This is a genomic window from Prevotella sp. LCP21S3_D2, from assembly GCF_052118345.1.
Classification (GTDB): domain Bacteria; phylum Bacteroidota; class Bacteroidia; order Bacteroidales; family Bacteroidaceae; genus Prevotella.
In genome coordinates, this window is record NZ_JBQKHJ010000021.1 from 1 (window position 1) to 24141 (window position 24141).

A 24141-nucleotide genomic window follows, 5' to 3' on the forward strand; every position below is an offset into this window, starting at 1 on the left:
ACAATCTGCTTGGATTAATGAAATTTTTAGTGAAAGATATTTAAAAATGAGATTTGTGGGCTTTGCAAAAAGCCCGCAAATAGGGGCGTTGTGACATTTTTGGACGCTTACGCCTTTTCAAAATGATGAGATGTACGATTTTACCAAGCATCTGAATGATGAGTATCAGTTAGGGTTGAGTAAAGCTAGCATCAGTAATATATCACGAGAATATGCTACCAATCCACGCAGAATTATTCAGCTGTTGAATAATCTGATAGTAGAATTTTCTTTGTATGATAAGGAGTTTGTTAATGCCAATGAGGCTGCAATTTGTGTGTTGGCTATAATTCGTGAGGAGTTTTCATCTTTCTTTGATAAATTGGTTGTCAATCCTTGTTTGCTTTTTGATGATATACATCCTAATGAAGCGGATAAAAATCCCCGATTAGAGCTCTTTCTTATGCGAACTAAGGCAACTATGATGCCTTATAAAGATACGATAGGAGTTATAGACAAGATTATATCTAATTCAGTAGTGTTTAATTCCCTTCCTGTAGAAATTTCAGAATCCATTGAGATGATGGAAGTCGAGAAAATTACAGAATATGTAGGCGAAGACGAATCAAAGAAAGAAATGGTCTTGGATTGCATAAAAGATAAGATAGGAAAGGTTGTTTCAAGAGGACTAACTGATAGTGAACTTCCAAATTTACTTGCAGTCCTTATCAAACTGGATGATGCAACTACTTATATAGACAATACTTATTTAAAGGCCATTATAGATTTGTTTGATAATTCAGTATCTTGGAATAAACAAATCGACTTTTTGGAAAAAGACTTAATGCATGAGTTAATCCAATTTTCTTGCAAGTTGAGAGAGAATGGCTATCGAGTCATATTAGAGAGATTGATACTCTATTATAGTGAAAAATGTGCGAAAGATAAAACTATTACCGAGAAAGTGGCTGATGATATCTCTTTCCTGATTTCAAAGGCTGAAAATGCTGATTATGGAGAAGACTTAAAGGTCCTTTTTGATAAGGTATTTGCCGCGTATCCAAACGCTACTTTAAAGTATCAATACATGGCTCCAGAAAAATTATATGACTCGCAATTGATTGATAATGTTGTTGGGCATTTGACTTACGAGGAGCTATGTGAGAAAAATGGAGTGCAAGAAATCTTGTTTGGAATTGGTGAGAGATTACCGGGAAAATCAGGCTATGTATTCCATAGGTATTTGGATAAGGTCGTAGATTTTACCCCATCTTATAGTATAAATCCTTCTAATGAAGAGGTTATAGAAAAAATCCTTAATAGGGTCAATGATTATCTATCAAGAATGCCGAATCACTGTATAGGTGATGGTACAGGAATTAAGGGGTTGCTTGCTCGTATTGGTAATTCGGTTAAAGAGACTAATTATTATGGGCCAGATAAGCATCATACAATATTTGAAGACAATGCTGAGAATGGAGAGTTTATGGGAACTATGCTAAAGCTCTTGAAATCTTCTGCAAATGCAGCAGGCCAAGTCCTTCTGTCTAAAGATATAGTCGGGAAATTGATTGATTTTGATAAAACTCAAGAACAAACGATGCAGGAATTTGGAAAATTAATTGATTTCAAAATTAAAATCTATGATTATGCAGAAGAGTTGATGCGTTATCCTTCTTTTGATGAATTTTATACACCTGTACTTAAACACTTGCTGCAAACCGATGAGGATGGAAAGTTGAGAATATCGAATGATTTGGTAAAGAACGAAATAAAAAATCTGTTAAACCTTTTGATTAAAGACCCTGATGACTCACTTGCTAGTTTAGCTATAGAGTTATCTACTGCTCCTGTTTTGCAAGCTATGTTTGGTGAGATATTGAGCACCAAACCTTCATCAGAACTAATCAAACTGCCAACTTCTTTACTAAAGATTGTTTGTGCTAAATTTGAAAAGGAAATAGATTCTTTTGAGAATAATCTTAATGTGTTGGAGTTGATAGCAAAAGAAGGTTCAAAATCAGGTCTAAAGAAGCTGGTCAAGTTAATAACTAAGAAATTAGTAACTAATGGTAAGGAATCTGAGGCTGTTAGTCTTATAAAGCAACTTCATTATTGTAATAAGGCTAATTGTAATTCATTGAAATCTGTTTTGGAAACTGTGTCTGAAGACGTGATTAGTAAGGAAGATAAAACATCATGTATTAGTCTTTTGAATGAGATAGTTTCAGATTAGTATAAGTGTTCGATTAGTTGAATGAAGTATTGAAGTAAAATGAGAATTTTAAAAATATGATACAACAAATAAAATCAAAGTTGGCGGCATTTCATAATGCCGTCTCTAAAAAAGAGAAGAAGATAAAACTAGTATGGTTCTTCTTCTTCTTGCTTCTTCTCCTTTTCGCTTCTTGCCAAGAAGAGAAGAAGAAAACAATAGTTTGTTGGGGAGATAGCCTGACTGCTCCCCATCGAGAAACATTAAAGCAAAAGATACGTGGAATCTTTGTAAAAGATCATGATTATCCTAGTGTTTTGCAAAAAATACTAGGTGATGATTATGAGGTAATCAATTGTGGTGTAGGTGGTGAAAATACATTGACCATAATGGGAAGACAAGGTGCTTATCCTTTTATCCTGGCTCATGATGTTACAATCAATAGTAAGGATTGTGCCTTGGAGAATTTTATGGGTAACACTGATGTTCCTGCATTCTTGTCTTCATATAACAACGAAGTATGTTATCCTTTGCTACAGCATAAAAGTTCGGCAAAGATAAATGATTGTATGATACAGGGGGGCATTTATGAGCTGTCTGCTGAGTCGAATATATGGCGAGTAGGTGATGGATATGGAAAAGCATATAATTATTTTATAACCCCAAAGGTACCATCTGACAAACAAATAGTTCTTAAAAAGGGAAGTGTAATTCAAACTTATGCGATGAGTCATTTACGCAATGCTTATTGCAACATGATTTTTATGGGTGAAAATGGTGGCTTTAAAGATGTCAAAGATTTAATAAAACAGATTAAGGCCATGATTATATATTCAAAATGTAATCGATATATAGTAATTGGTTTTCATAAATGTAATGCTGTTATTCCGAATATGAAACGTATGTATGAAATGGAGGATTCCTTACAGCAGGCATTTGGTAAGCATTATTTATGTATACGTAAGCCTTTGGTTCAAAAAGGACTCCAGTTTGCAAACTTACAAGCTACTAAAGTTGATGAGGATTCTATACGAAAGGGAGTAGTTTCGCCTCAACTCTTAGTAGACGGTTTGCATTTTACCTCAAAAGGTTATGAGTTTATAGGTGATTTAGTTTTACAAAAGATGAAAGAGTTAGGTTATTAATAAATAAGTAGATATGACTTCAGAAGAATTTATGGGGTTAGTTTACTCCCCACATATAGGACTATATTTTTGTGTGTTGCTTGTTGTTGTTTGTTTGTATTGTCTTGTCCTGAAAAAAATAATACATTCTATAATTGATCCGAGCTTATTTGCAGCTCTTAATTTGGCATTTGCTGCTGCTGTGCCAATATTTTTATACTATGCTGGCTTTTGTCCTAATAAACATATTATTTATTTTGCAACTAGCCAAATGATTCTTGTAGGTGTTTTTCTTTTAGTGACAAGAAAGATAAATTATAACCAACTCTTAATGCATAATGTAAATCATGAATATGATAAAAATCGTTTTTTCTTTAATATTTGTTTGGTTATTTATCTATTTACGACCCTATATTCATGGTTGATAAATGGCATTCCGATTTTTAACGAGAATAGATTTGAAATAAATACTGATAATAGTAGTGGAATCTTGGGACTCCTTGGGCGCTTTTCTGATGCCTGTCGATTGTTTTGTACACTCTACATCTTTTATTTGTATTTTCATGGCAGAAAAAAATATTCTTTAATTTTAATGCTCTTACTTGTTGGTATAAGTATGATGTCAGGTTCAAAAGGATTTATTATCAGTTTTGTTCGAGCTTATTTCTTTTATTCTGTTTTTTATGCTGGTAAAATGCCTAAAGTAAAGAAAAAGTATATCTTGCCAATAGCAGCAATGCCTTTTTGTGTAATACTATTGGCTGGTTATGCAAATGGCGGATTAAGTTCCGTGTTGTATTTTGGTTATAGACTCTTGGCTAATGGAGATACTTATTGGAATGCCTATCCATACTCAGTTATTGATAATATAAAAGTAGGTATGCCAGTCTTAAATATAACATCAATATTTTGGGGACCTTTTCGCCACATCTTTGGATTTGATGTAGACAAATCTCTTTTCGAAACGGTTGGTGCCTTATTGTTTGAATATAATTATCGTGTTTATCCTGATGGTGGTGCGCCAAACAGTCAGTTGTCTATCGTTTCTTATGCGTTCTATAAGTGGGGCGGATTATTGATGACAGCAATAATGGCTCTTATAGGAAGTAGATTATATTGTATGGGGTATAAACGAGCTCCACAAAATATATATGTATGTTGTAAAAGGGCTTTGTTGGTAATGATGGGACTTGCGGTATTTGGAGACATTTACTTGTTCTTCAACGGTTTGTTTAATTATTTACTATTTGTAGGTTTATATAAAAGCTCAAATGTTTTATATCCTTTAATTTATTCAGAAAAAAAATAATGGTAAAAGTTTCAATTGTAACAGTGGTCTTTAATGACCAAGAGAATATCCTCAAAACAATAAAGTCAGTAACAAATCAAAACTTCAAAGATAGAGAATATTTGGTAATTGATGGAGGTAGTACTGATAATACAAAGGAAATTATCAATCAAAATATTTCATCCATAGATAAATATATTTCGGAAAAGGATAAAGGAATCTATGATGCAATGAATAAAGCTATTGATATGGCTGAGGGTGAATGGATAATTTTTATGAATTCTGGAGATGTCTTTGTTGATGATCATGTTTTAGAAAAAGTATTTAGTTACCCTATAGGGGAAAAAATAAGTTTTATTTATTCCGATTATTATGTGGGAAAAACGTTAGTTCCTGCGTCTTTTGATGAAGGTATGTTGTTGCATCAAGCTATCATATATAAGAAGGAGATGCATCATACTTATGGATATTATCAGGTAACCAAGCCGTATATTATATCTGATTTTATGTTTTTTATGCGCTTTAAGCCAGAAGAAGTCATGAAGATAAATGTACCTATTGCAAAAAATGAACAAGCAGGAGTTTCAAGTGGAAGTTGGTGTTTATATCAACGTTTATGTTGTGATTATATTTATCACAAGATTTCATTGAAAATTTTGGTTATTAAAATTCTATATTGGAGTTTGAAATTTTTGTTCAAAAAATAAGATGAAGATATTATGTGTACTAGTCTTGTACCATTGCAAATTGCAAGAGTCAAGAACGTATAAGACATTAGGGACTAACAATGAACATTTGTTAGTTTTTGATAATTCAGAAAATCCTCAAAATATAACAAGTATTGCTCCAGAGGCAATTTACATTCATAATGAATCTAATATCGGATTAAGTGCTTGTTATAACCGGGCAGCAAAGTATGCAAAAGACCATGATTATGAATGGTTGTTGTTTTTGGATCAAGATACAGATTTTACGGAAGTTGCAATTTCTGATTACCTAAAGGCTATTGAAAGAAATCCATCCTGTAAAATGTTTGCTCCAATGGTGAAATGTGGTGACTATACAATGTCACCCACAAGTATTAAATTTCATTTTGCAACACTTACAAAGAATAGTTATCAAGGTATTCTTGATTTGGCTAGTATGAGTATTATTAATAGTGGAATGTGCGTATCAGTGAATGCTTTTGAAGAATGTGGCGGATACAATGAAAAAGTTTTTTTGGATTATAGCGACCATGAATTCTTGCGAAGGTTTAAGAAAAAAAATAGTGAAGCCTACATACTTCCTTTCTCATTAAGACAGGACTTTTCTGCTCAGTCGGATGATTGGATGAAATCTCTGAAACGATTCGATTTGTTTTGCATGAGCCTTAAAGGGTGTGAAAAACAAACATTTGGTGATAGATGTTCTTTTTTGTTTGTGGTTTCTAAAAGGGCTTGCTCTTTGTCTCTCAGGAATTTATCGCTAAAGCCATTTGTTGTATTATTTAAATCTTATATTAGATGATTACTGTTTGTATAGCTACTTATAATGGTGGTAAGTATATATCAAAGCAGATAGCTTCTATTTTAAAACAGCTATCTGATTCGGATGAAATAATAATTTCTGATGATGGTAGCGATGATGATACTTTAGAAACAATCTCTGCTTTTTATGATACGAGAATACGAGTTTTCAAAAACAAGGGGCGGCATGGAGTCGTTCCCAACTTTGAAAATGCGTTGTCAAAAGCAAAAGGTGACATCATTTTTTTCTCTGACCAAGATGATATTTGGGCAGAGAATAAAGTGCAAGTTATGGAAAGAGAACTGCAAAACGCAGATCTTGTGGTTCATGATGCTCTCATTATGGACAAGGATGATAATGTTTCTGATGTAAACTATTATTCCTTGCGTGCGCCTCATTTGGGCTATTGGAATAATCTTATGAGAAATTGTTTCGTGGGGAGTTGTTTGGCTTTCAAGAAAGAAACGCTGCCGTATGTCTTACCGTTTCCAAAGCATATTTTATGGCATGATATGTGGATAGGTCTTGTTGTCTCAAAAAAGGGAAAGGTGAAATTTATTGATGATAAACTGCTGTATTATCGTAGGCATGGCGGCAATGCTTCTGCTACGGGGGAAAAATCTACTTTCTCTCGTTGGAAGCAATTGAAATATAGATTGCAAATGTTGTATTATACTTTATTAAAATAACGACTATGAATATTTTAGTAACTGGTGCCAATGGGCAGCTCGGACATGAGATGCAGAAAGTGGCCAAAAATAGCGTGAATAACTTTGTCTTCACGGATGTGGCTGAAGGCTACGAAAAGTTGGATATTACGAATCTTGATGTCATTCGGAAGATGGTGAAAGATAACGACATCCAATTAGTTGTAAATTGTGCTGCTTATACCAATGTGGATAAGGCGGAGAGCGATTATGCTATGTCTAATCTGCTCAATAATATTGCTGCAGGAAATCTGGCACAGGTGATGAAGGAAGTGGATGGTACCTTGATACATATAAGTACTGACTATGTGTTTCAGGGTGACAAGAACATTCCTTGTAAGGAGGATTGGGAAACCAACCCTTTGGGCGTATATGGCAAGACCAAGTTGGCTGGCGAACAGAGCATCATCGCAACAGGGTGCAAGTATATCATTATTCGCACGGCGTGGCTCTACTCCCAATGGGGAAAGAACTTTGTCAAGACCATGCAAGGTCTCACTGCCAGCCATGACACTTTGAAAGTAGTGTTTGACCAAGTGGGTACTCCAACATATGCAGGCGATTTGGCTGCAGTAATCGGACATATCATAGAGACCAATCAGATCGATAAAACTGGAATTTACCACTTCTCTAATGAGGGTGTTTGTTCATGGTTCGATTTTGCTAAGGCTATCTGCGAACTGAGTGGCAACTCTTGCGATATCCAGTCATGCTACAGCGAGGAGTTTCCAAGTCCTGTGAAGCGCCCACACTTCTCTGTGCTTGATAAGAGTAAAATAAAGACGACTTTTGGATGGAAGATTCCATACTGGACGGATTCGTTGAAGAAATGTATTGAAGAACTTAAAAACACGAAATAGGAAAGTGTATGAATGGAAAGCGTTCTTTATCAGTTTTTTAAAGCGTTTCTATTTATGCAATTGTTTTAACGTATATCTGCAGTAGAAAATCTCTTTGATTTAACTCCAAATATTGGTGATAATATTCTGTTGCTTTTCATTTATGCTCTTTTTGGGGTAGGGTTCCCATTATTGTTTATGTGGGGATTTAGGAATGGGAAGAGGATACTTTTAAAAATTATGCATAATGAAAAATCGTAGTATTATAGTTGCCACACAGGGCGCTTCAGACATCAAGAGTGAGGTGCATCTCAATTTATGGAAGATTTCAAAGGCTCACTTTACATTAGATGTAGGAATTAAGTTATTTAACTATTTTGGTAGTAATGTAACTGCTATTTTTGTATATTTCCCTTATTCATTAAAGGAGGGCGATATTGTTGATTTGGGACACAAACTTCAGACAGATGAAATCGTAGCCACAATTTTTAATGATGACTATGTTGGTGAAGCAGGACCGCAAAATTCTTCTATCAAAAAATATAAAGTTAGGGATCAGGATTCTTTTGATTTTGATTTATTTATTTTAGGTAAAAATGATATCCTGATTCATGATGTCAAAGGAATAGAAGGAACATTTGTTACTTTGACGTTGCCAGAAACTCGACTAGATGGAGTTCCGGCTGGCGAGAATCTTTATGTTAGAATACGTTTAAACTTAGATAAAAATGCCATTGCACATATAAAACATGACGAGGGTATTTCTAATGATGTCTTTCAATCAGCTTTTTCTGTAAACGAGCTGTATGATATTAGGTTAAACAGCATGCGTGATATAGATCCAAAAGTCTTTCAAAAAATTACAAATGCAAATGGTTTTAATGCCTCGCTCCTGAAACTGAAGAAAGCGCACTTCTTTTTTATTACCTCCGTCAAAGATAAATTGTCTAATGGTAATTTAGCAAGAATGGATTCAAGAATGCTTGAAACAGATAAATGGTCAACGTATTTACCTACAAATGATTCCCATACATATATGGCATATCATTGGAAGAAGAAAAATGAAGATGATACTAGTTTTGATAGTTTTGAAGTCTTTTTCAGAACTATCTGTGACAATAAAAATATAGTAAAGATCATTTCATATATTTTGATGGCAGTATCAATAGGATCTTTGGGTTCTTTGGTCTCAACTGTTGGATGTGGTGATATTATAAATTGGGTAGCTATTATTGTTACTATAGTTCTTGGGCTTGTTGGATTTGGATTATCATTCTTATGAAATATGTTGTTTTAAGTAATAGGACGGAGCCTATAATACGAGCGAAATACTTTTCAGAATTGAGACTGTTTTTGAGCATTTTAGAATATGACTATCCTTTTTTTACTAGTTGGTTAGACAAGGTGTTTTTAGAATTAAATTCACCAAAAAGAAAAATTATTCTATGCTTGTCCAATGATGATATTCATATCTATGGTGTGGCTATTTTGAAAGATACACAAGATGAAAAAAAAATATGCACTATTCGTGTAGAAAGAGCTTATCAGAATCTAGGAATTGGTACTGTACTAGTAAAAATGGCACAAGAAATATTAAATTGTGAAAAGCCTCTTATTACAGTATCCGAGAAATTGATTTGTGATTTTCTTCCGTTTTTGCGAAAATTTGACTTTAAATTGGTTTCAAAAGTAAAATCGCTTTATCTAGAAGGTCATTATGAATATTTTTTTAATAAGGAATATTCGCATACCAATATACTTCTTTCAATAAAACCACAATATGCAAATGCAATTTTTTCTGGAGATAAATCTGTAGAATTTAGAAAGAAAATTGCAAATTCAACAGTGGAAAGAGTTTTTGTGTATTCCTCTTTTCCATGTAAGGTAATAATTGGCTTTTTTGATATTGCCAGAGTGATAAAAACTTCTCCTAAGGAGCTTTGGGTAAATTTTGGCTATAAAGGTTGCATAACAAAAGAAGCTTTTGATAGATATTTTTCGAATGCAGATACAGGCTACGCCATTGTAATCAGTAACGTTTATAAATATTCCATACCATTGGAACCTAATGAATGCTTTGAAAATTTCAGGGCTCCACAGAATTTTTCTTATATCGATAATGTACAAATATTAAATAAACTTCTAACTAGAAAATTATTAAAATGAACGTAATAAAAACAAATATAGAGGGTGTGCTTATTATTGAGCCACGTCTCTTCCGTGATGCTCGTGGTTACTTCTTTGAGAGTTTTAGCGAGCGAGAGTTTAAAGAGAAGGTTGAACCTTTAGTTGGTTATCATGTAGAGTTCTGCCAGGACAACGAGAGCATGAGCTCGTATGGTGTGATGAGAGGCTTGCATTTCCAGAGACCTCCGTTTACTCAGAGTAAGTTGGTGAGATGCGTGAAGGGTAGAGTGCTGGATGTTGCCGTGGATATCCGTAAGGGGTCTCCTACATATGGCAAGCATGTGGCTGTGGAACTGACAGAGGATAATCATCGCCAGTTCTTTATTCCTAAGGGCTTTGCTCATGGTTTTGCTGTATTGTCAGAAACTGCTGTGTTCCAATATAAGTGTGATAATTTCTATTACCCAGAGGCTGATGGTGGCATCTCTATATTGGATGAATCGCTTGGTATAGATTGGATGATTCCTACGGAACATGCTAATCTCAGTGATAAGGATACAAAACATCCTTTGCTAAAAGATTTTGATTCTCCATTTACTTTTTAATTGTTTCTATGATAATAACTGCATCTATCGTGACCTATAAGACGGATTACGATGAATTAAAAAAGTGCATAGATTCTATGCGCAAGAATGGTATTGCACCTATTTATATAAGTGACAATTCGCCTAGTGATGAACTGAAGGATTTCTGCTCTCAGTTGGACGGGGTGGAGTATATTTATAATAATGCCAACATGGGATATGGGCCTGGACATAATGTGGCTATTAAAAAGGCACAGGAGATTCATGCCAACTATCATCTCGTGATAAACTCGGATGTGTATTTTGATGAGGGCGTTATAGCAAAGATAACTGAGTATATGGAAGCAAACAAGGATGTGGCTCAGCTTCAGCCGATGCTTCGCTATCCTGATGGTCGCCTACAGTTGACCACTCGTTTGTTGCCAACGCCTTTCGACCTTATCTTCCGTAGGTTTATGCCAAAGAAAATGGGAGAGAAAATGAACTATCGCTATACCTTGGAGTTTTGGGATCACAAGACTCCTGCAAACATACCATATCATCAGGGAAGTTTCATGTTCTTCCGCTTGTCTGCATTCGACAAGGTGGGATTGTTTGATGAGCGATACTTTATGTATCCTGAGGATATTGATATTACCCGAAGAATGCATAAGTATTATCGCACAATGTATTGGCCAATGGTGTCGGTGGTGCATGCGCATAGGGCTGCATCTTATAAGAGTAAGAAAATGCTTAAGATTCACATGGAGAATATGGTGAAGTACTTCAATAAATGGGGCTGGTTCTTTGATAAGGAACGTTCTGAATGGAACAAGAAACTCTTGAAGGAACTGGGCTATAAGAAATAATTTTGTTTGTGTAAATTTGAAAATCTAGTATGAACTATATTATCACTGGCGGTACCGGCTTCATCGGTATCCATCTTACAAATTTGATCAAGGAGCGTTATCCTAACGCCCAAGTATATAACCTCGACATCGTTAAGCCTGGTACACCTAATCCGGTAGTGAAGGATTACAAGCCTGCTTTGCGTGATGGACAGAAGTTGCAGTCTACTTTCATCGAGTATGATATCCGCAAGCCTATCGAGAACTTGCCATTTACTCCTACTGAGGACGATGTGATCTTCAACTTTGCTGCAGTTCATCGTACTCCTGGTCATGAGGATCATGAGTATTTCGAGACGAATATCCGTGGCGCTGAGAATGTGGTGGCTTTTGCAGAGAAGTGGAATATCAAGAAGATTGTGTTTACTTCAAGTATTGCACCATACGGAGCTGCTGAGGAGTTGAAGAAGGAAACAACTTTGCCTACTCCTAATACTGCTTACGGTATCTCTAAGTTGGTAGCAGAGAAGATTCATGAGAAGTGGCAGAATGGTGATGCGGCTCATCGTCAGCTCACTATTGTTCGTCCTGGTGTGGTATTCGGAAAGGGTGAGAATGGTAACTTCACCAGATTGTATTGGGCTATCCGTGGTCATAAGTTTGCTTACCCAGGCAGAAAGGATACCATCAAGGCTTGTATCTATGTAAAGGAGTTGGTGCGCTTCATGCTGTATCGACTGGAGCATCATGAGCATGGTGTTGAGTTGTATAACTGTTGCTTCGAGCCTGCTTATACTATTCAACATATCGTATTGGCTATGAAGAAGGTAACAGGATTGACTCAGTTTGTTCCTGATATTCCTAACTGGGTTATCATGCCTATGGCAAGGATGGCAATGCTTCTTGGTTCGCCAATGGGTATCTGTCCTGCGAGAGTGAAGAAACTCCAGATTTCTACTAATATCTGTGGTGAGAAGTTGAAGAACTGCGGCTATCAGTTTAAGTGGAGTTTCGAGGAAGCGCTGGCTGACTGGTTTGAGGATAATGACAGACAAGGATTAAAATAATATATATATGAAAGGAATCGTATTAGCAGGTGGTAGCGGTACACGTTTGTATCCTATCACAAAGGGCATCAGCAAGCAGTTGATACCTATCTTTGATAAACCGATGATATATTATCCTATCTCGGTATTGATGTTGGCTGGTATTCGTGAGATACTGATTATCTCAACACCATTCGACTTGCCTGGTTTCAAGCGACTCTTAGGCGATGGTAGCCAACTGGGTGTAAAATTTGAGTATGCTGAGCAGCCTTCACCTGATGGCTTGGCACAGGCCTTCATAATCGGTGAGAAGTTCATCGGTAATGATACTGCTTCCCTTGTTTTGGGAGATAACATCTTCTATGGTGCTGGTTTGAACCAGATGTTGCATCAGGCTGTAGTAGATGCAGAGCAGAATAACAAAGCTACTGTATTTGGTTATCGAGTAAGCGATCCTGAGCGATATGGTGTGGCTGAGTTTGATGAGCAAGGCAATTGCCTGAGTATCGAAGAGAAGCCTGAGCATCCAAAGAGCAATTATGCTGTAGTGGGCTTATACTTCTATCCTAATAAGGTGGTGGAAGTGGCTAAGCATATCAAACCATCTGCTCGTGGCGAGTTGGAAATCACAACAGTTAACCAGGAGTTCCTGAAGGATAAGCAGCTGAAGGTACAGACCATGGCAAGAGGATTCGCCTGGCTTGATACCGGAACCCATGATTCCCTTTCTGAGGCTTCAACCTTTATCGAAGTCTTGGAGAAGCGCCAGGGCTTGAAGGTAGCTTGCTTGGAAGGTATTGCTTATCGCCAAGGATGGATAGATAGTGATACGTTGCGTGAGAATGCTCAGCCAATGTTGAAGAACGACTATGGCAAATATCTCCTTTCCATTCTTGAAGAGAATGAAGCTTCTTTGACAAAGAATCTTGAGTATTAAATATTTTTCGAATCCCTCCGTCTCCCTTTCCAAAGGGAGCTCCACTTTCTCCCCAATCCCCTCTTCCTCAGGAAGCGGGGATGTAACCGCACACTTTTGGCGTGCTCGGAACCGCTACGCTCTAAGGTTGTCGGACCGTCAGAGGTCTCGCCATATTTTGCGGGATGGGACCGCCTGGATGAGGGTTCCCTATAATTAAAATATATATGCATAATATAATAATAACAGGTGGAGCTGGTTTCATCGGCTCACACGTAGTAAGACTTTTCGTGAACAAATATCCTGAGTATCACATCATCAACCTCGACAAGTTGACATACGCAGGCAATCTGGCTAACCTCAAGGACATCGAGGATAAGCCTTACTATACTTTCGTTAAGGGCGATATCTGCGATTTCGACCTGATGTTGAAGCTGATGCAGGACTATAAGGTGGATGGCATCATCCATCTCGCTGCCGAGAGCCATGTAGATAGAAGTATCAAGGATCCATTCACTTTCGCTCATACCAACGTGATGGGTACCCTGTCTCTGCTCCAGGCGGCAAAGATTTACTGGGAGAGCCTTCCTGAGGGATACGAGGGTAAGCGCTTCTACCACATCTCTACCGATGAGGTGTATGGTGCCTTGCAGATGACTCATCCTGAGGGCGTTCCTGCTCCTTTCACCACCAAGGCATCCAGCGATAAGAACCATGAGGCTTACGGCGAGGAGTTCTTCCTGGAGACTACCAAGTACAATCCTCACTCTCCATACTCTGCATCCAAGGCAAGCTCAGACCACTTCGTCCGTGCTTTCCACGATACATACGGTATGCCTACCATCGTGACCAACTGCTCTAACAACTACGGTCCATACCAGTTCCCAGAGAAGTTGATTCCGCTGTTCATCAACAACATCCGTCATCGCAAGCCATTGCCAGTATATGGTAAGGGTGAGAATGTGCGCGACTGGTTGTATGTAGTGGATCATGCCCGTGCCATCGATATGATTTTCCACAAGGGTAAGATTGCCGAGACTTACAACATCGGTGGTTTCAACGAGTGGAAGAACATCGATATCATCAAGGTGGTTATCAAGACTGTTGATAGATTGCTCGGTCGCCCTGAGGGTGCTGACTTGGATTTGATTACTTATGTAACAGACAGAAAGGGTCACGATATGCGTTACGCCATCGATTCTCGCAAGCTCCAGAAGGAACTCGGCTGGGAGCCATCTCTCCAGTTTGAGGAGGGTATCGAAGAAACAGTGAAGTGGTATCTTGAGAACCAGGAATGGATGGATCATGTTACTTCTGGGGAGTATCAGAAGTATTATGATAATATGTATAAGGACAGATAATGTCTTTTTCCTAAAATCATCCCGTCCTTCTTTACCATTAAAGAAGGCTCCACATCTCTCACCAAGCCTCTCTCTTGCCCGAAGAGAGAGGATGTAACCGCCCTCCGGTGCTCGGAACCGCTACGCTCTAAGGTTGGCGGGGCATCAAAGCCCTTCGCCATCTTGTGCGGGATGGGACCGCCTGGGGGGACTTTAAAAGGTAAAGGGTAAAAAAGTAAAAAGGTAAAAGAAATCTGCGTCATCTGCGAAATCTGCTGAACGATCATGTCAGAGCAAAATGAGAATAGGAGCGACTATTTTTGTGTAATTTGCTGATAACTTGAAGATTTCTTGTGATTTTCTTGGTGGTTTCGAGAAAAAAGCGTAATTTTGGCGGCAAATTATATAAACTAAATAATAGGAGATAAGAGTATGGCAATAGCTATTAAAACAATTCCTGTATTGACAGGTGATGTTGCAGAGCGCTTTATAGAGATTGCAGAGAGTAGTAGAAATACTGCCACAACTGTGATTCCTGAAGGTGCACAAGATGCTATCCGTCGTATGATGGAACGCTCAAAAAATGTAAAGATTAAACTTCCTCTTTAATAAAATTGGCTGGTGAATAATTATCAATTTGATATTATGGAAAGATGCGACTTCATGCCTTTGACCGCAGAACTTGCATCTTTGCCTTTTTGTTGTGGTGAAACTGAAGGAGATAAAGATTTGGAAGACTTCTTTCATCACAATGCCTTGTTGTATGCTCAAGAGCGACTTGGTAAGACTTATTGCTTTGTCAACAATGAAGGTGAGTTTTCTGAAATCGTTGCATTCTTTACTGTATCAAATGATAGTGTAAAAACAACTTTTATTCCAAAGCCTTCTGCTAATAAGGTTCAACGAACTATACCAGGTCAAAAACATCTTCGTACTTATCCTGCCGTATTATTGGGAAGACTAGGGGTTAATAAGAAATATCAAGGACGAAATTTCTTAGTTGGTCAACAAGTGATGAACTTTATCAAGACGTGGTTTGTACAGGAGGATAACAAAACAGGATGTAGATTCTTGGTTGTTGATGCATATAATCAGCCAAAAGTTCTTAGCTTTTATGAGCGCAACAAGTTCAAGTATCTATATGCCACAGAGGAATTAGAAAGATTAGTATTATAGAGAATGAATATGTGTAGTGAAATGGAAAAGCAATATGAATATGTATCATATTCTCTAGTGCTTAATCCGTAAACCACCGCTTGATAGTTAAATTTTAGAAAATCAAAACTTTATTCAAAAATACTGGTACGGCTAACCCGCTAATAAATAGTGGGGACGCTGTATTGGTGGTTTACCCTAGATAAAGTTTCGTACCTTTGCACCATGATTTTAGTCTAAAAAAGAATAAAGAAAAATATGATGAAGCCATCCTTCTTCAGATACGAAGGGCATAACTATCTGGTGCCCTTCCTCATCATCAGCAGTCTCTTCTTCATGTGGGGCTTTGCCCATGGCATCCTGGAGGTGCTGAATCCGCATTTCCAGGAGTCGTTCCATATCAGCAAGGCGATGTCGGCCTTGACGCAGGCTGCTGTCTATGGTGCCTACTTTCTGATGGCGCTACCTGCCGGATGGATTATCCGGAAGTGGGGCTACAGGAGGGGTGTGATAACAGGACTGGTTCTCTTCGGTATCGGTGCTCTGATGTTCATACCGGGAAGCAGGATCAACATTTTCTACTTCTTCGTTCTGTCGCTGTTTGTGATAGGATGCGGACTGACCTGTCTGGAAACGAGTGCGAATCCTTATACTACGGTACTGGGACATCCTGACAAGGCAGAGAGCAGAATCAACCTGTCGCAGTCGCTCAATGGTATCGGATGGATTGTAGGACCGCTGGTTGGCGGTCAGCTTCTGTTCTCAGGTGTCAACATCGCCATTCCTTATGCCCTGGTGGGTATCTTCGTGCTTTTTGTGGCACTGGTTCTGTCAAGAATCAAGTTGCCTGACCCAAGGAGAGCGCATGAGGCAGATACGAACGAGAAGGTTGAGGAGAAGCCGATGCGAGTGATGGCATTCGGTTTCGGTATGCTGACCTTGTTTCTCTATGTGGCTGCCCAGACGGGTGTGAACAGTTTCTTCATCAACTATGCTGAGGAGAGTATTCATATAGAGAAGCAGACTGCCAGTCTGTATCTCGCCTTTGGCGGAATGGGTCTGTTCTTTATCGGCAGGTTGGCTGGTGGTGTCATTATGAATTATATCCAGCCAAGGCTGGTGCTGCTGGTCTGTGCCATCCTCACCTTTGTAGCTACATTGATTGTAGTGGTATGTAGCGGAACCTTATCTCTCATTGCGTTCTTCGCCCTGTATCTGGGAGAGAGCATCATGTTTCCGACGATATTCTCGCTGGCATTGAGGGATGCGGGTACAAAGACCAAGCTTGCCTCTTCCTTGCTTATCATGACGATAGTGGGTGGTGCGGTTGCTCCTGTAATCATGGGGTATATTGCGGATACAACTGGGAGTATGGCGATTGCGTTTCTCATACCGTTAGTCTGTTATGGGGTGATTGGAGGGTATGCACTTTCGAAACCCTCCGTCTCCCTTTAGATAAGATTAGCTGCACTCGGCAATTTGAAAGCAAACTTTCATTGCGCTCATTTGCAAAATCTTTAGCCAAAGGGAGCTCCACATCCTAACCAAGCCACAATAGGCTTTACGACCCTTTCGGTTCCCCTCACAGGGGACAGAAACCCTTCTCAGACGGGAAGGATGTAACCGCCCTACAGTGCTATATTTGCCCCACCTGTCCCTCCCCTGCGGGAGGGTCCTTACCCTATACCCAAGCCCTAAATCCCTACCATAGGGATTAGGGATGTAACCGCCCTCCGGTGCTCAGAACCGCTATGCTCTAAGGTTGGCGGGGCATCAAAGCCCTCGCCATGTTGTGCGGGATGGGACCGCCTGGGGATAACTTTATTTAGTGATATTTTGCTGGTAACTTGCAGATTTTTGGCATTTTCCTTGGTGGTTTCGCAGAAAATGCATAATTTTGCAACATAAGTTTAATCATTTAAAATGAAAGGTTATGGCATTAGAGATAAGAAGTATTCCTGTTTTGACAGGTGAGACCGCTAAACGATTTGTTCGTGAGGCAGAGGAGAATGAACGTAATCCGCAAAGAAAGGCTTTGCGAATGTCATTTGCTGATGTGGAGAAAATATTGGTTCGTTCAACTGCTAATTTGAAAGCGCATGGAGGAAAGAGTCCTTTTGCAAAGTAATTGCTCGCTTTATCGTGTTACGACAAAAAATGAGCTTGATTCTTTCTGTTGTGGCGATGAAGACCTTGATGATTTCTTTCATCAAGAGGCTTGTCTCTATGATGGACAATTATTGGGGAAAACATATTTCTTTGCTACAGAAAGAAGTGGTAGGAATGAAATAGTCTGTGCCTTTACTCTGGCTAACGACAGTATCAAGGCTGCTTTAATTCCAAATGCTTCAAGAAACAAAATACAAAGGAAAATTCCGAATTCCAAAAGAACAAGAAGTTATCCGGCGGTATTGATAGGAAGACTTGGAGTTGCGAAGAATTTTCAAGATACTAACGATGGTATTGGCTCACAAGCAATAGACTATATCATATCTTGGTTTTTGTTACCTGATAATAAGACTGGTTGCCGTTTTATTGTGGTTGATGCCTATAACAAGGAAAATGTATTACGTTTTTATGGAAAGAATGGCTTCAAATTCTTGTACTCAACAGAAGAATTAGAGAAAGAAGCAAATCATATTCCTGAAGATGAACACTTGGAGTCAAGGATGATGTATCTTGACTTGTTGGGCTATATAAGATAAAAGTTGTGCGGGATGGGACCGCCTGGGAATAGCTGTTTATAGTTTACAGTTAATAGTTTATAGTTTACGGTTGATTTCGTGGTTATTTGTTGATAACTTGCAGATTTCTTGTGATTTTCTTGGTGGTTTCGAAGAAAAAAGCGTAACTTTGGTGGCAAGTTATAATATAAAAGATAATTTATCCTAAAAAGAAAGGACTTTTAACTAGTTATTGAATTAAATATATTATATTTGCACCATGATGGATAAGAATGAAATTTCACTAAGAATTATTGGCAAGAATGGGGATGAGCCGCTTTCTCCTGCCAATTTTGACATCGGGCAAATTCGTTTTCTGCTCGATGAAGTGGAGAATTTGTTGTATCCAGACAAGAAAAAACGAAAGGATCGCCCGACTATTTCCTATGAAATGAAGGCCGGTTCTGTCGTAAATATCTTTAGAACTTCCATGCAAAATGTACTCTTGGTCTCTTCTATGCTAGGTGTAATAGAAGAGGGAAATGGGTATATTGATAAGTTGGAGGTGGCAAGTGCGCAAGCTATAGAAAACCTACAGTCTTTTGCCTTGCGCTATAATTATAATATAGAGATTGGAACTTCCGACAAGCCAGATCGCATTTTTAAAATAACTCCTACTACTCATTATGTTCGTCATGAGAATATCATGGTGGATGTAGAGTGCTATTATTATGGGACTTTGACTGATGCTGGTGGTAAGGATAAGGCTAACATTCATTTGGATACTAAGGAGGCTGGTTCTTTGACCATTCGTACAGATAAGGAATATTTGGCAGGTTATCAGGGGAATCCTCTTTATAAGAAGTTTGGCGTGCGTGTTCGTGCCAAGAAGAATATTCTTACGGGCGACATTGATAAATCTACTTTATCTTTGGTGGAGTTATTGGATTATCAGCCGAAGTTCGATGAAGATTATCTTATGGGCTTGATTCATAAGGCCACTCCAAAATGGAGGGGTATCAATACTGATGAATGGTTGAATGATGTAAGGGGAGGAATTGCCTAATGGAACAAAAATGTTCGCACAGGCTGATGTAGAGTCTGATATCAATTTCTATGGTACAGCAGATGTGGAATGTAAGAAAGTTTATGATATGATAAAGAATGCTGAAGGTAATTTGTCTTTCAGCTTTATAGACATAACTATACCTCACTATCAATTCTTTGGAGAATTACACTTCGAAGACTAGAAAACAACAAGTTATCGTAAGTCGGTGAATGCCATATTGTGCGCCTAGATAAAGATTGGGCTATCTGTGGTCATAAGTTTGCTGACCCTGGCAGAAAGGATACCATCAAGGCTTGCATCTATGTAAAGGAGCTTGTCCGTTTTCTTTTGTGGAAAACGGAAGTGACTAGTTTGAGGATAATGACAGGATGGGGCTGAAATAAGGAGTAGCAATGGTATTGGTACCATGCTATCGCTGCAATCGGTACCATCGTATTGTTCCTTTAGGCAATATGCTTTCTCATCATAAAGGTATTGTTTTAAAATCATCCCGTCCTTCTTTACCATTAAAGAAGGCTCCACCTCTCACCCCGGCCCTCTTCAATGGTCTTTACACCCCCTTCGGTTCCCCCGTTTGCGGGGGACAGAAACCTCAGGAGCGAGGGAGGAAACCGCCCTCCGGTGCTCAGAACCGCTTCGCTCTAAGGTTGGCGGGGCATCAAAGCCCTGTGCCATGGTTTTGCGGGCTGGGACCGCATGGGGGGACTTTAAAAGGTAAAAGGGTAAAAAAGTAAAAAGGTAAAAGAAATCTGCGTCATCTGTGAAATCTGCGGAACGATCATGTAAGAGCAAATTGAGAATAGGAGAGACTATTTTTGTGTAATTTGCTGATAACTTATAGATTTCTTGCGAATTTCTTGGTGGTTTCGTAGAAAAAGCGTAACTTTGGCGGCAGATTTCAATTAAAGATTTTAAAGGAGAATTGTTATGGATACATTGGATAAAGAATTTTGGGAAAAACGTGAAGCTGCTATGAAAAGATTTATGGCGGCAAAAGAACGTAAAAAGGCTCGTGTAGCTGAAATTACTAAGAGTCTTTGTGAGGAATATAAGGAACGCACGGGGGTATATCCTAAATATATAAATGTTTGGTAATGAAACCACTTCTTTTGGATAAAATTAATGCTTCTGCTCCTTATGAAGTTTATTGGCATGAAAAGTCTCGAACTTATCGCTTTAAAAGTGTTTTTGGTGTGGTACTTGCCATAGGTTTTGATGATGATGACATCATTGAAAATGCAGAATTTTCAAACACTGTGGCTATGTTTAGGGTAAAACCTAATAGTCAGGATTAACTTCTTGATCATTGTGCTCTTTTAAGCGATGAGGGCTGAAACTCCCTTTGACCAAAGGGAGTTCTTTCTAAAATCATCCCATCCTTCTTTTTTGATAAAGCGAGCTGCACTCGGCAATTTGAAAGCGAGCTTTCATTGCATTCATTGGCATCGCTTTTTCCCATTAAAGAAGGCTCCACCTCTCATCTCGGTCTTCTTCAATGGTCTTTACACCCCCTTCGGTTCCCCCGTTAGAAGGAAGAATGTAACCGCCCTACAGTGCTATATTTGCCCCACCTGTCTTCAATAGTCTTTACGACCCTTTCGGTTCCCCTTGTAGGGGACAGAAACCCCTGCGGGAGGGTCCTTACCCTATACCCAAGCCCTAAATCCCTACCATAGGGATTAGGGATGTAACCGCCCTCCGGAGCTCGGAACCGCTACGCTCTAAGGTTGGCGGGGCATCAAAGCCCTGCGCCATTTTGTGCGGGATGGGACCGCCGGGGGAATAGCAGTTTACAGTTAATAGTTTATAGTTTTCTGATTTTTGTGGTAATTTGCTGATGAGTTGCAGATTTCTTTCGATTTTCTTGGTGGTTTCGAGGAAAAAGCGTATATTTGCTGCAAAAAAAGATTATGTATTATATTTGGTTCGATGAAAGTGATAAAGAGGGGGCGTATTACTCCAATTTCTATGGCGGCATTCTCGTAGATTCTAAAAACTACGAGAATGTGTTAGCTATGTCTAAAACTTTTGTTGAAGAGTTTGGTATAACGGAGGAAATCAAATGGCAAAAAGTAAATGAATATTGGTATGAGAAGTATTTGACTCTGGTTGATTTCATCTTTGATTTGTTGGCTCAAGGTTATATCAAAATACGAATTTTTTTTCGTAATAACCAGTATACGGCTCCCTATTTAACAAGAGAACAAAGACATAAGGCTTATCCTTTGTTATACTATCAATTTATCAAGCATGCTTTTGGTTTCCAATATTCTAATCCTGAGAACAAACCTCAGTACTTAAAAATAATGTTGGATGATATTCCTTTGAAGGGTGAGGATAAGAAGGAGTTTAAGAAATTTATCTATGGACTCAACTATGATAAGGGATTTCAAAAGGCTAATATACATATTCGTGAGTCTGATATTTGTGAAATTGATTCTTCAGAACATCTTATGTTGCAATTTATGGACTTAATCTTGGGATCGATTTGCTTTCGTCTCAATAATAAGCATAAAATCAAGGATGGTACAACCAATCGCAGAGGTAAAAGAACTATTGTCAAGGAAAAGCTTTATAAATATATTAATTCCAAGATACGGGAATTGCATCCAGGATTTAATATTGGGGAAAGTACTGGCATCAGCCAAATTGAGGAAAGATGGACTTTGCCATACAGCCATTGGAGCTTCAAACCAAGTAATTATGTCCGTGATACTTCGAAAGCAAAAAAATAACTCCTGCGTATCTACACGAGTGAGCTACGACACACGTAGCCTTTCAATACGTCAAGAGTTATTTTTCTACTGCAAAGATACTACAAATATTTATATGTTGCAAATATTCAACTTGATTTTGGGGTAAGTTTAATCAAGATTAACAAAAATCCCTATCTATTAATGTATTTGCATAGTTTTTTGAAGGGAGTTCAAAAAAGATTTTAAAAGCATGTGAGGATTTCTTACATACTACCGCAGAACTTGTAAGGAAGCAGAATCATTTTGTGTGTTGTAAGAATGTAAAAATTAGATTTAGTCAGGATTAATAGTTGTGCACCATATTAATTAATGCATTTTTTCTCATTCGAGTGGCGACAAGCGCAGAGCGATACTGCGGTGGGGAGCAAATATATTTTTTTCAAAAAACTGATAGGTGTAACTATTTGTAACTGAACTTCCTGATATGCGAAAGTTCAGTAAAAAATATAATGCAAAGGATAAATGATTAAAGCAAAGGTCGTATAGCAACCTGCTATACGACCTCGTAACTCCTTTAACAACTTGGTTAATGAGCTGCTGCAAAGTTACGGGTATTTTTTTTCTTAAACAAATTTATCCCATTGATTTTTACATATTTAAGACCAATTAACGAATAATTTACAATATTTATATGATATTTGTAGGCATTTTTGGCTTACAAACGTTGCATGCTGTATCTTTTTAGTTGATGCATTACCGCAGCGAGGCAATCATGGAACAATTTGTTCTGTATCATAATGCTTAAATTTCAAAGGTTGCACTTTCTATGTCTGTTATCATATTCTTTTCAATGGTAATGAGCGTAATATACAATGAAAATCAAAATCAATGAACACAAACACTCAAATAGACAAGATAGATAAAGTACTTTCAAAAATATCGGGCAAGGAGATTAAAGCTTTTGCGTGGCAGTATGCAGCTACGCATGAGGACTTCGCTACCGCTTTAGTGGAAAAGTATTGGAAGCCGGAGCGTGGTAACTACAAGGAGCAGGTGGAGGCTTGCTTTGCCCATGCTGGTGTGTTGGGCGTGCGATTCGGACAACCCCAACTGGACTGGAGGAAGATAGAGCAAGACCTGGGGGCAATGCTGAGGAAAGCCAAGAGCATGAAGAAGAAAGGGAATCTGATTGATGCTGCCTTGATTGCTGGATATGTGATGACCATCACTTGCCGAGAGTTCAAACACGACCATCTGGCAACCGCTTCGCTTTATGGTTGGCGGACCAAAGCGGTCTGCGCCAGGTTGTGCGGGATGGGACCGCCGGGGGAAAGGGGGAGACAGAAGAATATAATTATTCTTTGTCTATTCGCTTAAGATCTGTTTTCATCTTTTTTCCATAGGCTTCGCCTCGTGGAGAAAGATATTGAAAGAATATAGTATTGCCAGAAAACTCGATTTCTAGAGTAAATAGTGCTCTATAGTCTCCTAAACGAATTCTATATATATTACGATACCCAACAAGTTTCTTGCAGTCAGTGATATCTTGAATGTCTTTGGCTGCTTTAACTTCTGCTATCGTACGTCTTAAAGAATCGAGCATCTTACCGGAAAGATGTTTGGAAGCTTTGATAAAGGCTTTAGAAAATTCGACTTTCATACGCCTAACCACTTTTCAAAATCTTCTTGTTCTTCTTTGTTGGCACGGATGAGGCCCTCTGGCTGCTCTTTTCTTAATTTGGCATAGAGCTTTGCATCTTCGTAATCCTCGGCTATACCATTAAGTATATCCTCAATATAGTTTTTGAGGTTGGTTCCCTTCTGAATAGCCATTATGGATAGGGTCTTAAAAGTATCATCTTTTAAGTCGATGATTTTTCTTTTGGAAGGTGTTACTGAAACTGTACTCATAAATGTATTTATTTAAATGGTTCTACTTTTTTGCAAAGATACATAATATATTCTATATATATGATATATCTCTATGTAAAATTAACAAAGATTTAAAGTTGAAGGAATTTCTTGCCGTTTTAGAATATGTTTATTAGCATAGACCA

26 protein-coding genes and 1 pseudogene are annotated in these 24141 nt (G+C 38.3%); 25 read left to right on the top strand and 2 right to left on the bottom strand.

The window, feature by feature from the left end; translation table 11 throughout:
* Window positions 1-130: 130 nt before the first annotated feature.
* From ACTQ16_RS12235 to ACTQ16_RS12355, 25 genes and pseudogenes are all read left to right on the top strand, one after another.
* A complete protein-coding gene (locus tag ACTQ16_RS12235; protein WP_441937630.1) occupies window positions 131-2215 on the top strand; it encodes a hypothetical protein in 2085 nt (694 codons plus the stop codon).
* Window positions 2216-2271: 56 nt separating this feature from the next.
* The gene (locus ACTQ16_RS12240; RefSeq protein WP_441937632.1) at window positions 2272-3339 is read left to right on the top strand and encodes a hypothetical protein; all 1068 of its coding nucleotides are present in this window, start codon (window positions 2272-2274) and stop codon (window positions 3337-3339) included.
* A 13-nt stretch (window positions 3340-3352) separates the two neighbouring features.
* A complete protein-coding gene (locus tag ACTQ16_RS12245) occupies window positions 3353-4627 on the top strand; it encodes a hypothetical protein (protein WP_441937634.1) in 1275 nt (424 codons plus the stop codon).
* The gene (locus ACTQ16_RS12250; protein WP_441937635.1) at window positions 4627-5313 is read left to right on the top strand and encodes a glycosyltransferase; all 687 of its coding nucleotides are present in this window, start codon (window positions 4627-4629) and stop codon (window positions 5311-5313) included. Before ACTQ16_RS12245 ends, ACTQ16_RS12250 begins: the two co-directional genes overlap by 1 nt.
* A 1-nt stretch (window position 5314) precedes the next feature.
* Window positions 5315-6115, top strand: coding sequence for a glycosyltransferase (locus ACTQ16_RS12255; RefSeq protein WP_441937637.1), 801 nt, complete (start codon window positions 5315-5317; stop codon window positions 6113-6115).
* Entirely contained in the window at window positions 6112-6804 is a 693-nt protein-coding gene (locus ACTQ16_RS12260) for a glycosyltransferase (RefSeq protein ID WP_441937639.1), read from the top strand. Before ACTQ16_RS12255 ends, ACTQ16_RS12260 begins: the two co-directional genes overlap by 4 nt.
* A gap of 5 nt (window positions 6805-6809) precedes the next feature.
* A complete protein-coding gene (rfbD, locus tag ACTQ16_RS12265; RefSeq protein ID WP_441937641.1) occupies window positions 6810-7682 on the top strand; it encodes a dTDP-4-dehydrorhamnose reductase in 873 nt (290 codons plus the stop codon).
* Window positions 7683-7908: 226 nt separating this feature from the next.
* The gene (locus ACTQ16_RS12270) at window positions 7909-8943 is read left to right on the top strand and encodes a hypothetical protein (protein ID WP_441937643.1); all 1035 of its coding nucleotides are present in this window, start codon (window positions 7909-7911) and stop codon (window positions 8941-8943) included.
* Window positions 8944-9014: 71 nt separating this feature from the next.
* Complete coding sequence (locus ACTQ16_RS12275; protein ID WP_441937645.1) at window positions 9015-9827, top strand: hypothetical protein; 813 nt, start codon at window positions 9015-9017, stop codon at window positions 9825-9827.
* Entirely contained in the window at window positions 9824-10393 is a 570-nt protein-coding gene (gene rfbC, locus ACTQ16_RS12280) for a dTDP-4-dehydrorhamnose 3,5-epimerase (RefSeq protein ID WP_441937647.1), read from the top strand. Before ACTQ16_RS12275 ends, rfbC begins: the two co-directional genes overlap by 4 nt.
* A gap of 11 nt (window positions 10394-10404) precedes the next feature.
* Window positions 10405-11220 (top strand): glycosyltransferase family 2 protein, encoded by an 816-nt coding sequence (locus ACTQ16_RS12285; protein ID WP_441937683.1) that lies wholly within the window; start codon window positions 10405-10407, stop codon window positions 11218-11220.
* Window positions 11221-11249: 29 nt separating this feature from the next.
* Window positions 11250-12266, top strand: coding sequence for an NAD-dependent epimerase/dehydratase family protein (locus ACTQ16_RS12290; protein ID WP_441937648.1), 1017 nt, complete (start codon window positions 11250-11252; stop codon window positions 12264-12266).
* A gap of 7 nt (window positions 12267-12273) precedes the next feature.
* Window positions 12274-13182, top strand: coding sequence for a glucose-1-phosphate thymidylyltransferase RfbA (gene rfbA, locus ACTQ16_RS12295; protein ID WP_441937650.1), 909 nt, complete (start codon window positions 12274-12276; stop codon window positions 13180-13182).
* Between the two features lie 206 nt (window positions 13183-13388).
* Window positions 13389-14522, top strand: coding sequence for a dTDP-glucose 4,6-dehydratase (locus ACTQ16_RS12300; protein ID WP_441937652.1), 1134 nt, complete (start codon window positions 13389-13391; stop codon window positions 14520-14522).
* 411 nt (window positions 14523-14933) lie between these two features.
* Complete coding sequence (locus tag ACTQ16_RS12305; protein WP_154482363.1) at window positions 14934-15110, top strand: hypothetical protein; 177 nt, start codon at window positions 14934-14936, stop codon at window positions 15108-15110.
* A gap of 12 nt (window positions 15111-15122) precedes the next feature.
* Window positions 15123-15677, top strand: a complete 555-nt coding sequence (locus ACTQ16_RS12310; protein ID WP_441937654.1) for an N-acetyltransferase — start codon at window positions 15123-15125, stop codon at window positions 15675-15677.
* Between the two features lie 237 nt (window positions 15678-15914).
* Window positions 15915-17111 carry a sugar MFS transporter gene (locus ACTQ16_RS12315; protein WP_441937656.1) on the top strand — a complete coding sequence of 399 codons (1197 nt, stop codon included), beginning with the start codon at window positions 15915-15917 and terminating at the stop codon, window positions 17109-17111.
* A gap of 478 nt (window positions 17112-17589) precedes the next feature.
* Window positions 17590-17784 (top strand): hypothetical protein, encoded by a 195-nt coding sequence (locus tag ACTQ16_RS12320; protein WP_154482375.1) that lies wholly within the window; start codon window positions 17590-17592, stop codon window positions 17782-17784.
* Window positions 17756-18361, top strand: coding sequence for an N-acetyltransferase (locus ACTQ16_RS12325; RefSeq protein WP_235304853.1), 606 nt, complete (start codon window positions 17756-17758; stop codon window positions 18359-18361). The genes ACTQ16_RS12320 and ACTQ16_RS12325 overlap by 29 nt, the downstream gene beginning before the upstream one ends.
* A 238-nt stretch (window positions 18362-18599) precedes the next feature.
* Entirely contained in the window at window positions 18600-19385 is a 786-nt protein-coding gene (locus ACTQ16_RS12330) for a hypothetical protein (protein ID WP_441937659.1), read from the top strand.
* A gap of 240 nt (window positions 19386-19625) precedes the next feature.
* Window positions 19626-19730 (top strand): annotated as a pseudogene (locus ACTQ16_RS12335) (NAD-dependent epimerase/dehydratase family protein); the annotation flags it as partial.
* A gap of 585 nt (window positions 19731-20315) precedes the next feature.
* Entirely contained in the window at window positions 20316-20483 is a 168-nt protein-coding gene (locus ACTQ16_RS12340; RefSeq protein ID WP_167529954.1) for a hypothetical protein, read from the top strand.
* Window positions 20483-20683: a hypothetical protein gene (locus tag ACTQ16_RS12345; RefSeq protein ID WP_441937661.1), complete on the top strand. Its 201-nt coding sequence runs from the start codon at window positions 20483-20485 to the stop codon at window positions 20681-20683. Before ACTQ16_RS12340 ends, ACTQ16_RS12345 begins: the two co-directional genes overlap by 1 nt.
* 615 nt (window positions 20684-21298) lie before the next feature.
* On the top strand, window positions 21299-22123 hold the full coding sequence (locus ACTQ16_RS12350) for a DUF3800 domain-containing protein (protein WP_334560250.1): 825 nt from the start codon (window positions 21299-21301) through the stop codon (window positions 22121-22123).
* Window positions 22124-22972: 849 nt separating this feature from the next.
* Window positions 22973-23461, top strand: coding sequence for a hypothetical protein (locus tag ACTQ16_RS12355; protein ID WP_441937663.1), 489 nt, complete (start codon window positions 22973-22975; stop codon window positions 23459-23461).
* On the opposite strand, the gene ACTQ16_RS12360 is transcribed toward ACTQ16_RS12355, so the two are convergent.
* A complete protein-coding gene (locus ACTQ16_RS12360) occupies window positions 23439-23744 on the bottom strand; it encodes a hypothetical protein (protein ID WP_293629949.1) in 306 nt (101 codons plus the stop codon). The genes ACTQ16_RS12355 and ACTQ16_RS12360 overlap by 23 nt on opposite strands.
* Window positions 23741-23995: a hypothetical protein gene (locus tag ACTQ16_RS12365; RefSeq protein ID WP_089542550.1), complete on the bottom strand. Its 255-nt coding sequence runs from the start codon at window positions 23993-23995 to the stop codon at window positions 23741-23743. Before ACTQ16_RS12365 ends, ACTQ16_RS12360 begins: the two co-directional genes overlap by 4 nt.
* Between the last annotated feature and the right edge of the window lie 146 nt (window positions 23996-24141).

What these genes read in the sequence shown, in the direction of transcription:
- ACTQ16_RS12235 (WP_441937630.1), top strand. Translation starts at nt 131, where the DNA reads ATGTACGATTTTACCAAGCATCTGAATGATGAGTATCAGTTAGGGTTG.
- ACTQ16_RS12240 (WP_441937632.1), top strand. Translation starts at nt 2,272, where the DNA reads ATGATACAACAAATAAAATCAAAGTTGGCGGCATTTCATAATGCCGTC.
- ACTQ16_RS12245 (WP_441937634.1), top strand. Translation starts at nt 3,353, where the DNA reads ATGACTTCAGAAGAATTTATGGGGTTAGTTTACTCCCCACATATAGGA.
- ACTQ16_RS12250 (WP_441937635.1), top strand. Translation starts at nt 4,627, where the DNA reads ATGGTAAAAGTTTCAATTGTAACAGTGGTCTTTAATGACCAAGAGAAT.
- ACTQ16_RS12255 (WP_441937637.1), top strand. Translation starts at nt 5,315, where the DNA reads ATGAAGATATTATGTGTACTAGTCTTGTACCATTGCAAATTGCAAGAG.
- ACTQ16_RS12260 (WP_441937639.1), top strand. Translation starts at nt 6,112, where the DNA reads ATGATTACTGTTTGTATAGCTACTTATAATGGTGGTAAGTATATATCA.
- rfbD (WP_441937641.1), top strand. Translation starts at nt 6,810, where the DNA reads ATGAATATTTTAGTAACTGGTGCCAATGGGCAGCTCGGACATGAGATG.
- ACTQ16_RS12270 (WP_441937643.1), top strand. Translation starts at nt 7,909, where the DNA reads ATGAAAAATCGTAGTATTATAGTTGCCACACAGGGCGCTTCAGACATC.
- rfbC (WP_441937647.1), top strand. Translation starts at nt 9,824, where the DNA reads ATGAACGTAATAAAAACAAATATAGAGGGTGTGCTTATTATTGAGCCA.
- ACTQ16_RS12290 (WP_441937648.1), top strand. Translation starts at nt 11,250, where the DNA reads ATGAACTATATTATCACTGGCGGTACCGGCTTCATCGGTATCCATCTT.
- rfbA (WP_441937650.1), top strand. Translation starts at nt 12,274, where the DNA reads ATGAAAGGAATCGTATTAGCAGGTGGTAGCGGTACACGTTTGTATCCT.
- ACTQ16_RS12300 (WP_441937652.1), top strand. Translation starts at nt 13,389, where the DNA reads ATGCATAATATAATAATAACAGGTGGAGCTGGTTTCATCGGCTCACAC.
- ACTQ16_RS12305 (WP_154482363.1), top strand. Translation starts at nt 14,934, where the DNA reads ATGGCAATAGCTATTAAAACAATTCCTGTATTGACAGGTGATGTTGCA.
- ACTQ16_RS12315 (WP_441937656.1), top strand. Translation starts at nt 15,915, where the DNA reads ATGATGAAGCCATCCTTCTTCAGATACGAAGGGCATAACTATCTGGTG.
- ACTQ16_RS12320 (WP_154482375.1), top strand. Translation starts at nt 17,590, where the DNA reads ATGGCATTAGAGATAAGAAGTATTCCTGTTTTGACAGGTGAGACCGCT.
- ACTQ16_RS12325 (WP_235304853.1), top strand. Translation starts at nt 17,756, where the DNA reads ATGGAGGAAAGAGTCCTTTTGCAAAGTAATTGCTCGCTTTATCGTGTT.
- ACTQ16_RS12330 (WP_441937659.1), top strand. Translation starts at nt 18,600, where the DNA reads ATGATGGATAAGAATGAAATTTCACTAAGAATTATTGGCAAGAATGGG.
- ACTQ16_RS12340 (WP_167529954.1), top strand. Translation starts at nt 20,316, where the DNA reads ATGGATACATTGGATAAAGAATTTTGGGAAAAACGTGAAGCTGCTATG.
- ACTQ16_RS12345 (WP_441937661.1), top strand. Translation starts at nt 20,483, where the DNA reads ATGAAACCACTTCTTTTGGATAAAATTAATGCTTCTGCTCCTTATGAA.
- ACTQ16_RS12350 (WP_334560250.1), top strand. Translation starts at nt 21,299, where the DNA reads ATGTATTATATTTGGTTCGATGAAAGTGATAAAGAGGGGGCGTATTAC.
- ACTQ16_RS12355 (WP_441937663.1), top strand. Translation starts at nt 22,973, where the DNA reads ATGAACACAAACACTCAAATAGACAAGATAGATAAAGTACTTTCAAAA.
- ACTQ16_RS12360 (WP_293629949.1), bottom strand. Translation starts at nt 23,744, where the DNA reads ATGAAAGTCGAATTTTCTAAAGCCTTTATCAAAGCTTCCAAACATCTT.
- ACTQ16_RS12365 (WP_089542550.1), bottom strand. Translation starts at nt 23,995, where the DNA reads ATGAGTACAGTTTCAGTAACACCTTCCAAAAGAAAAATCATCGACTTA.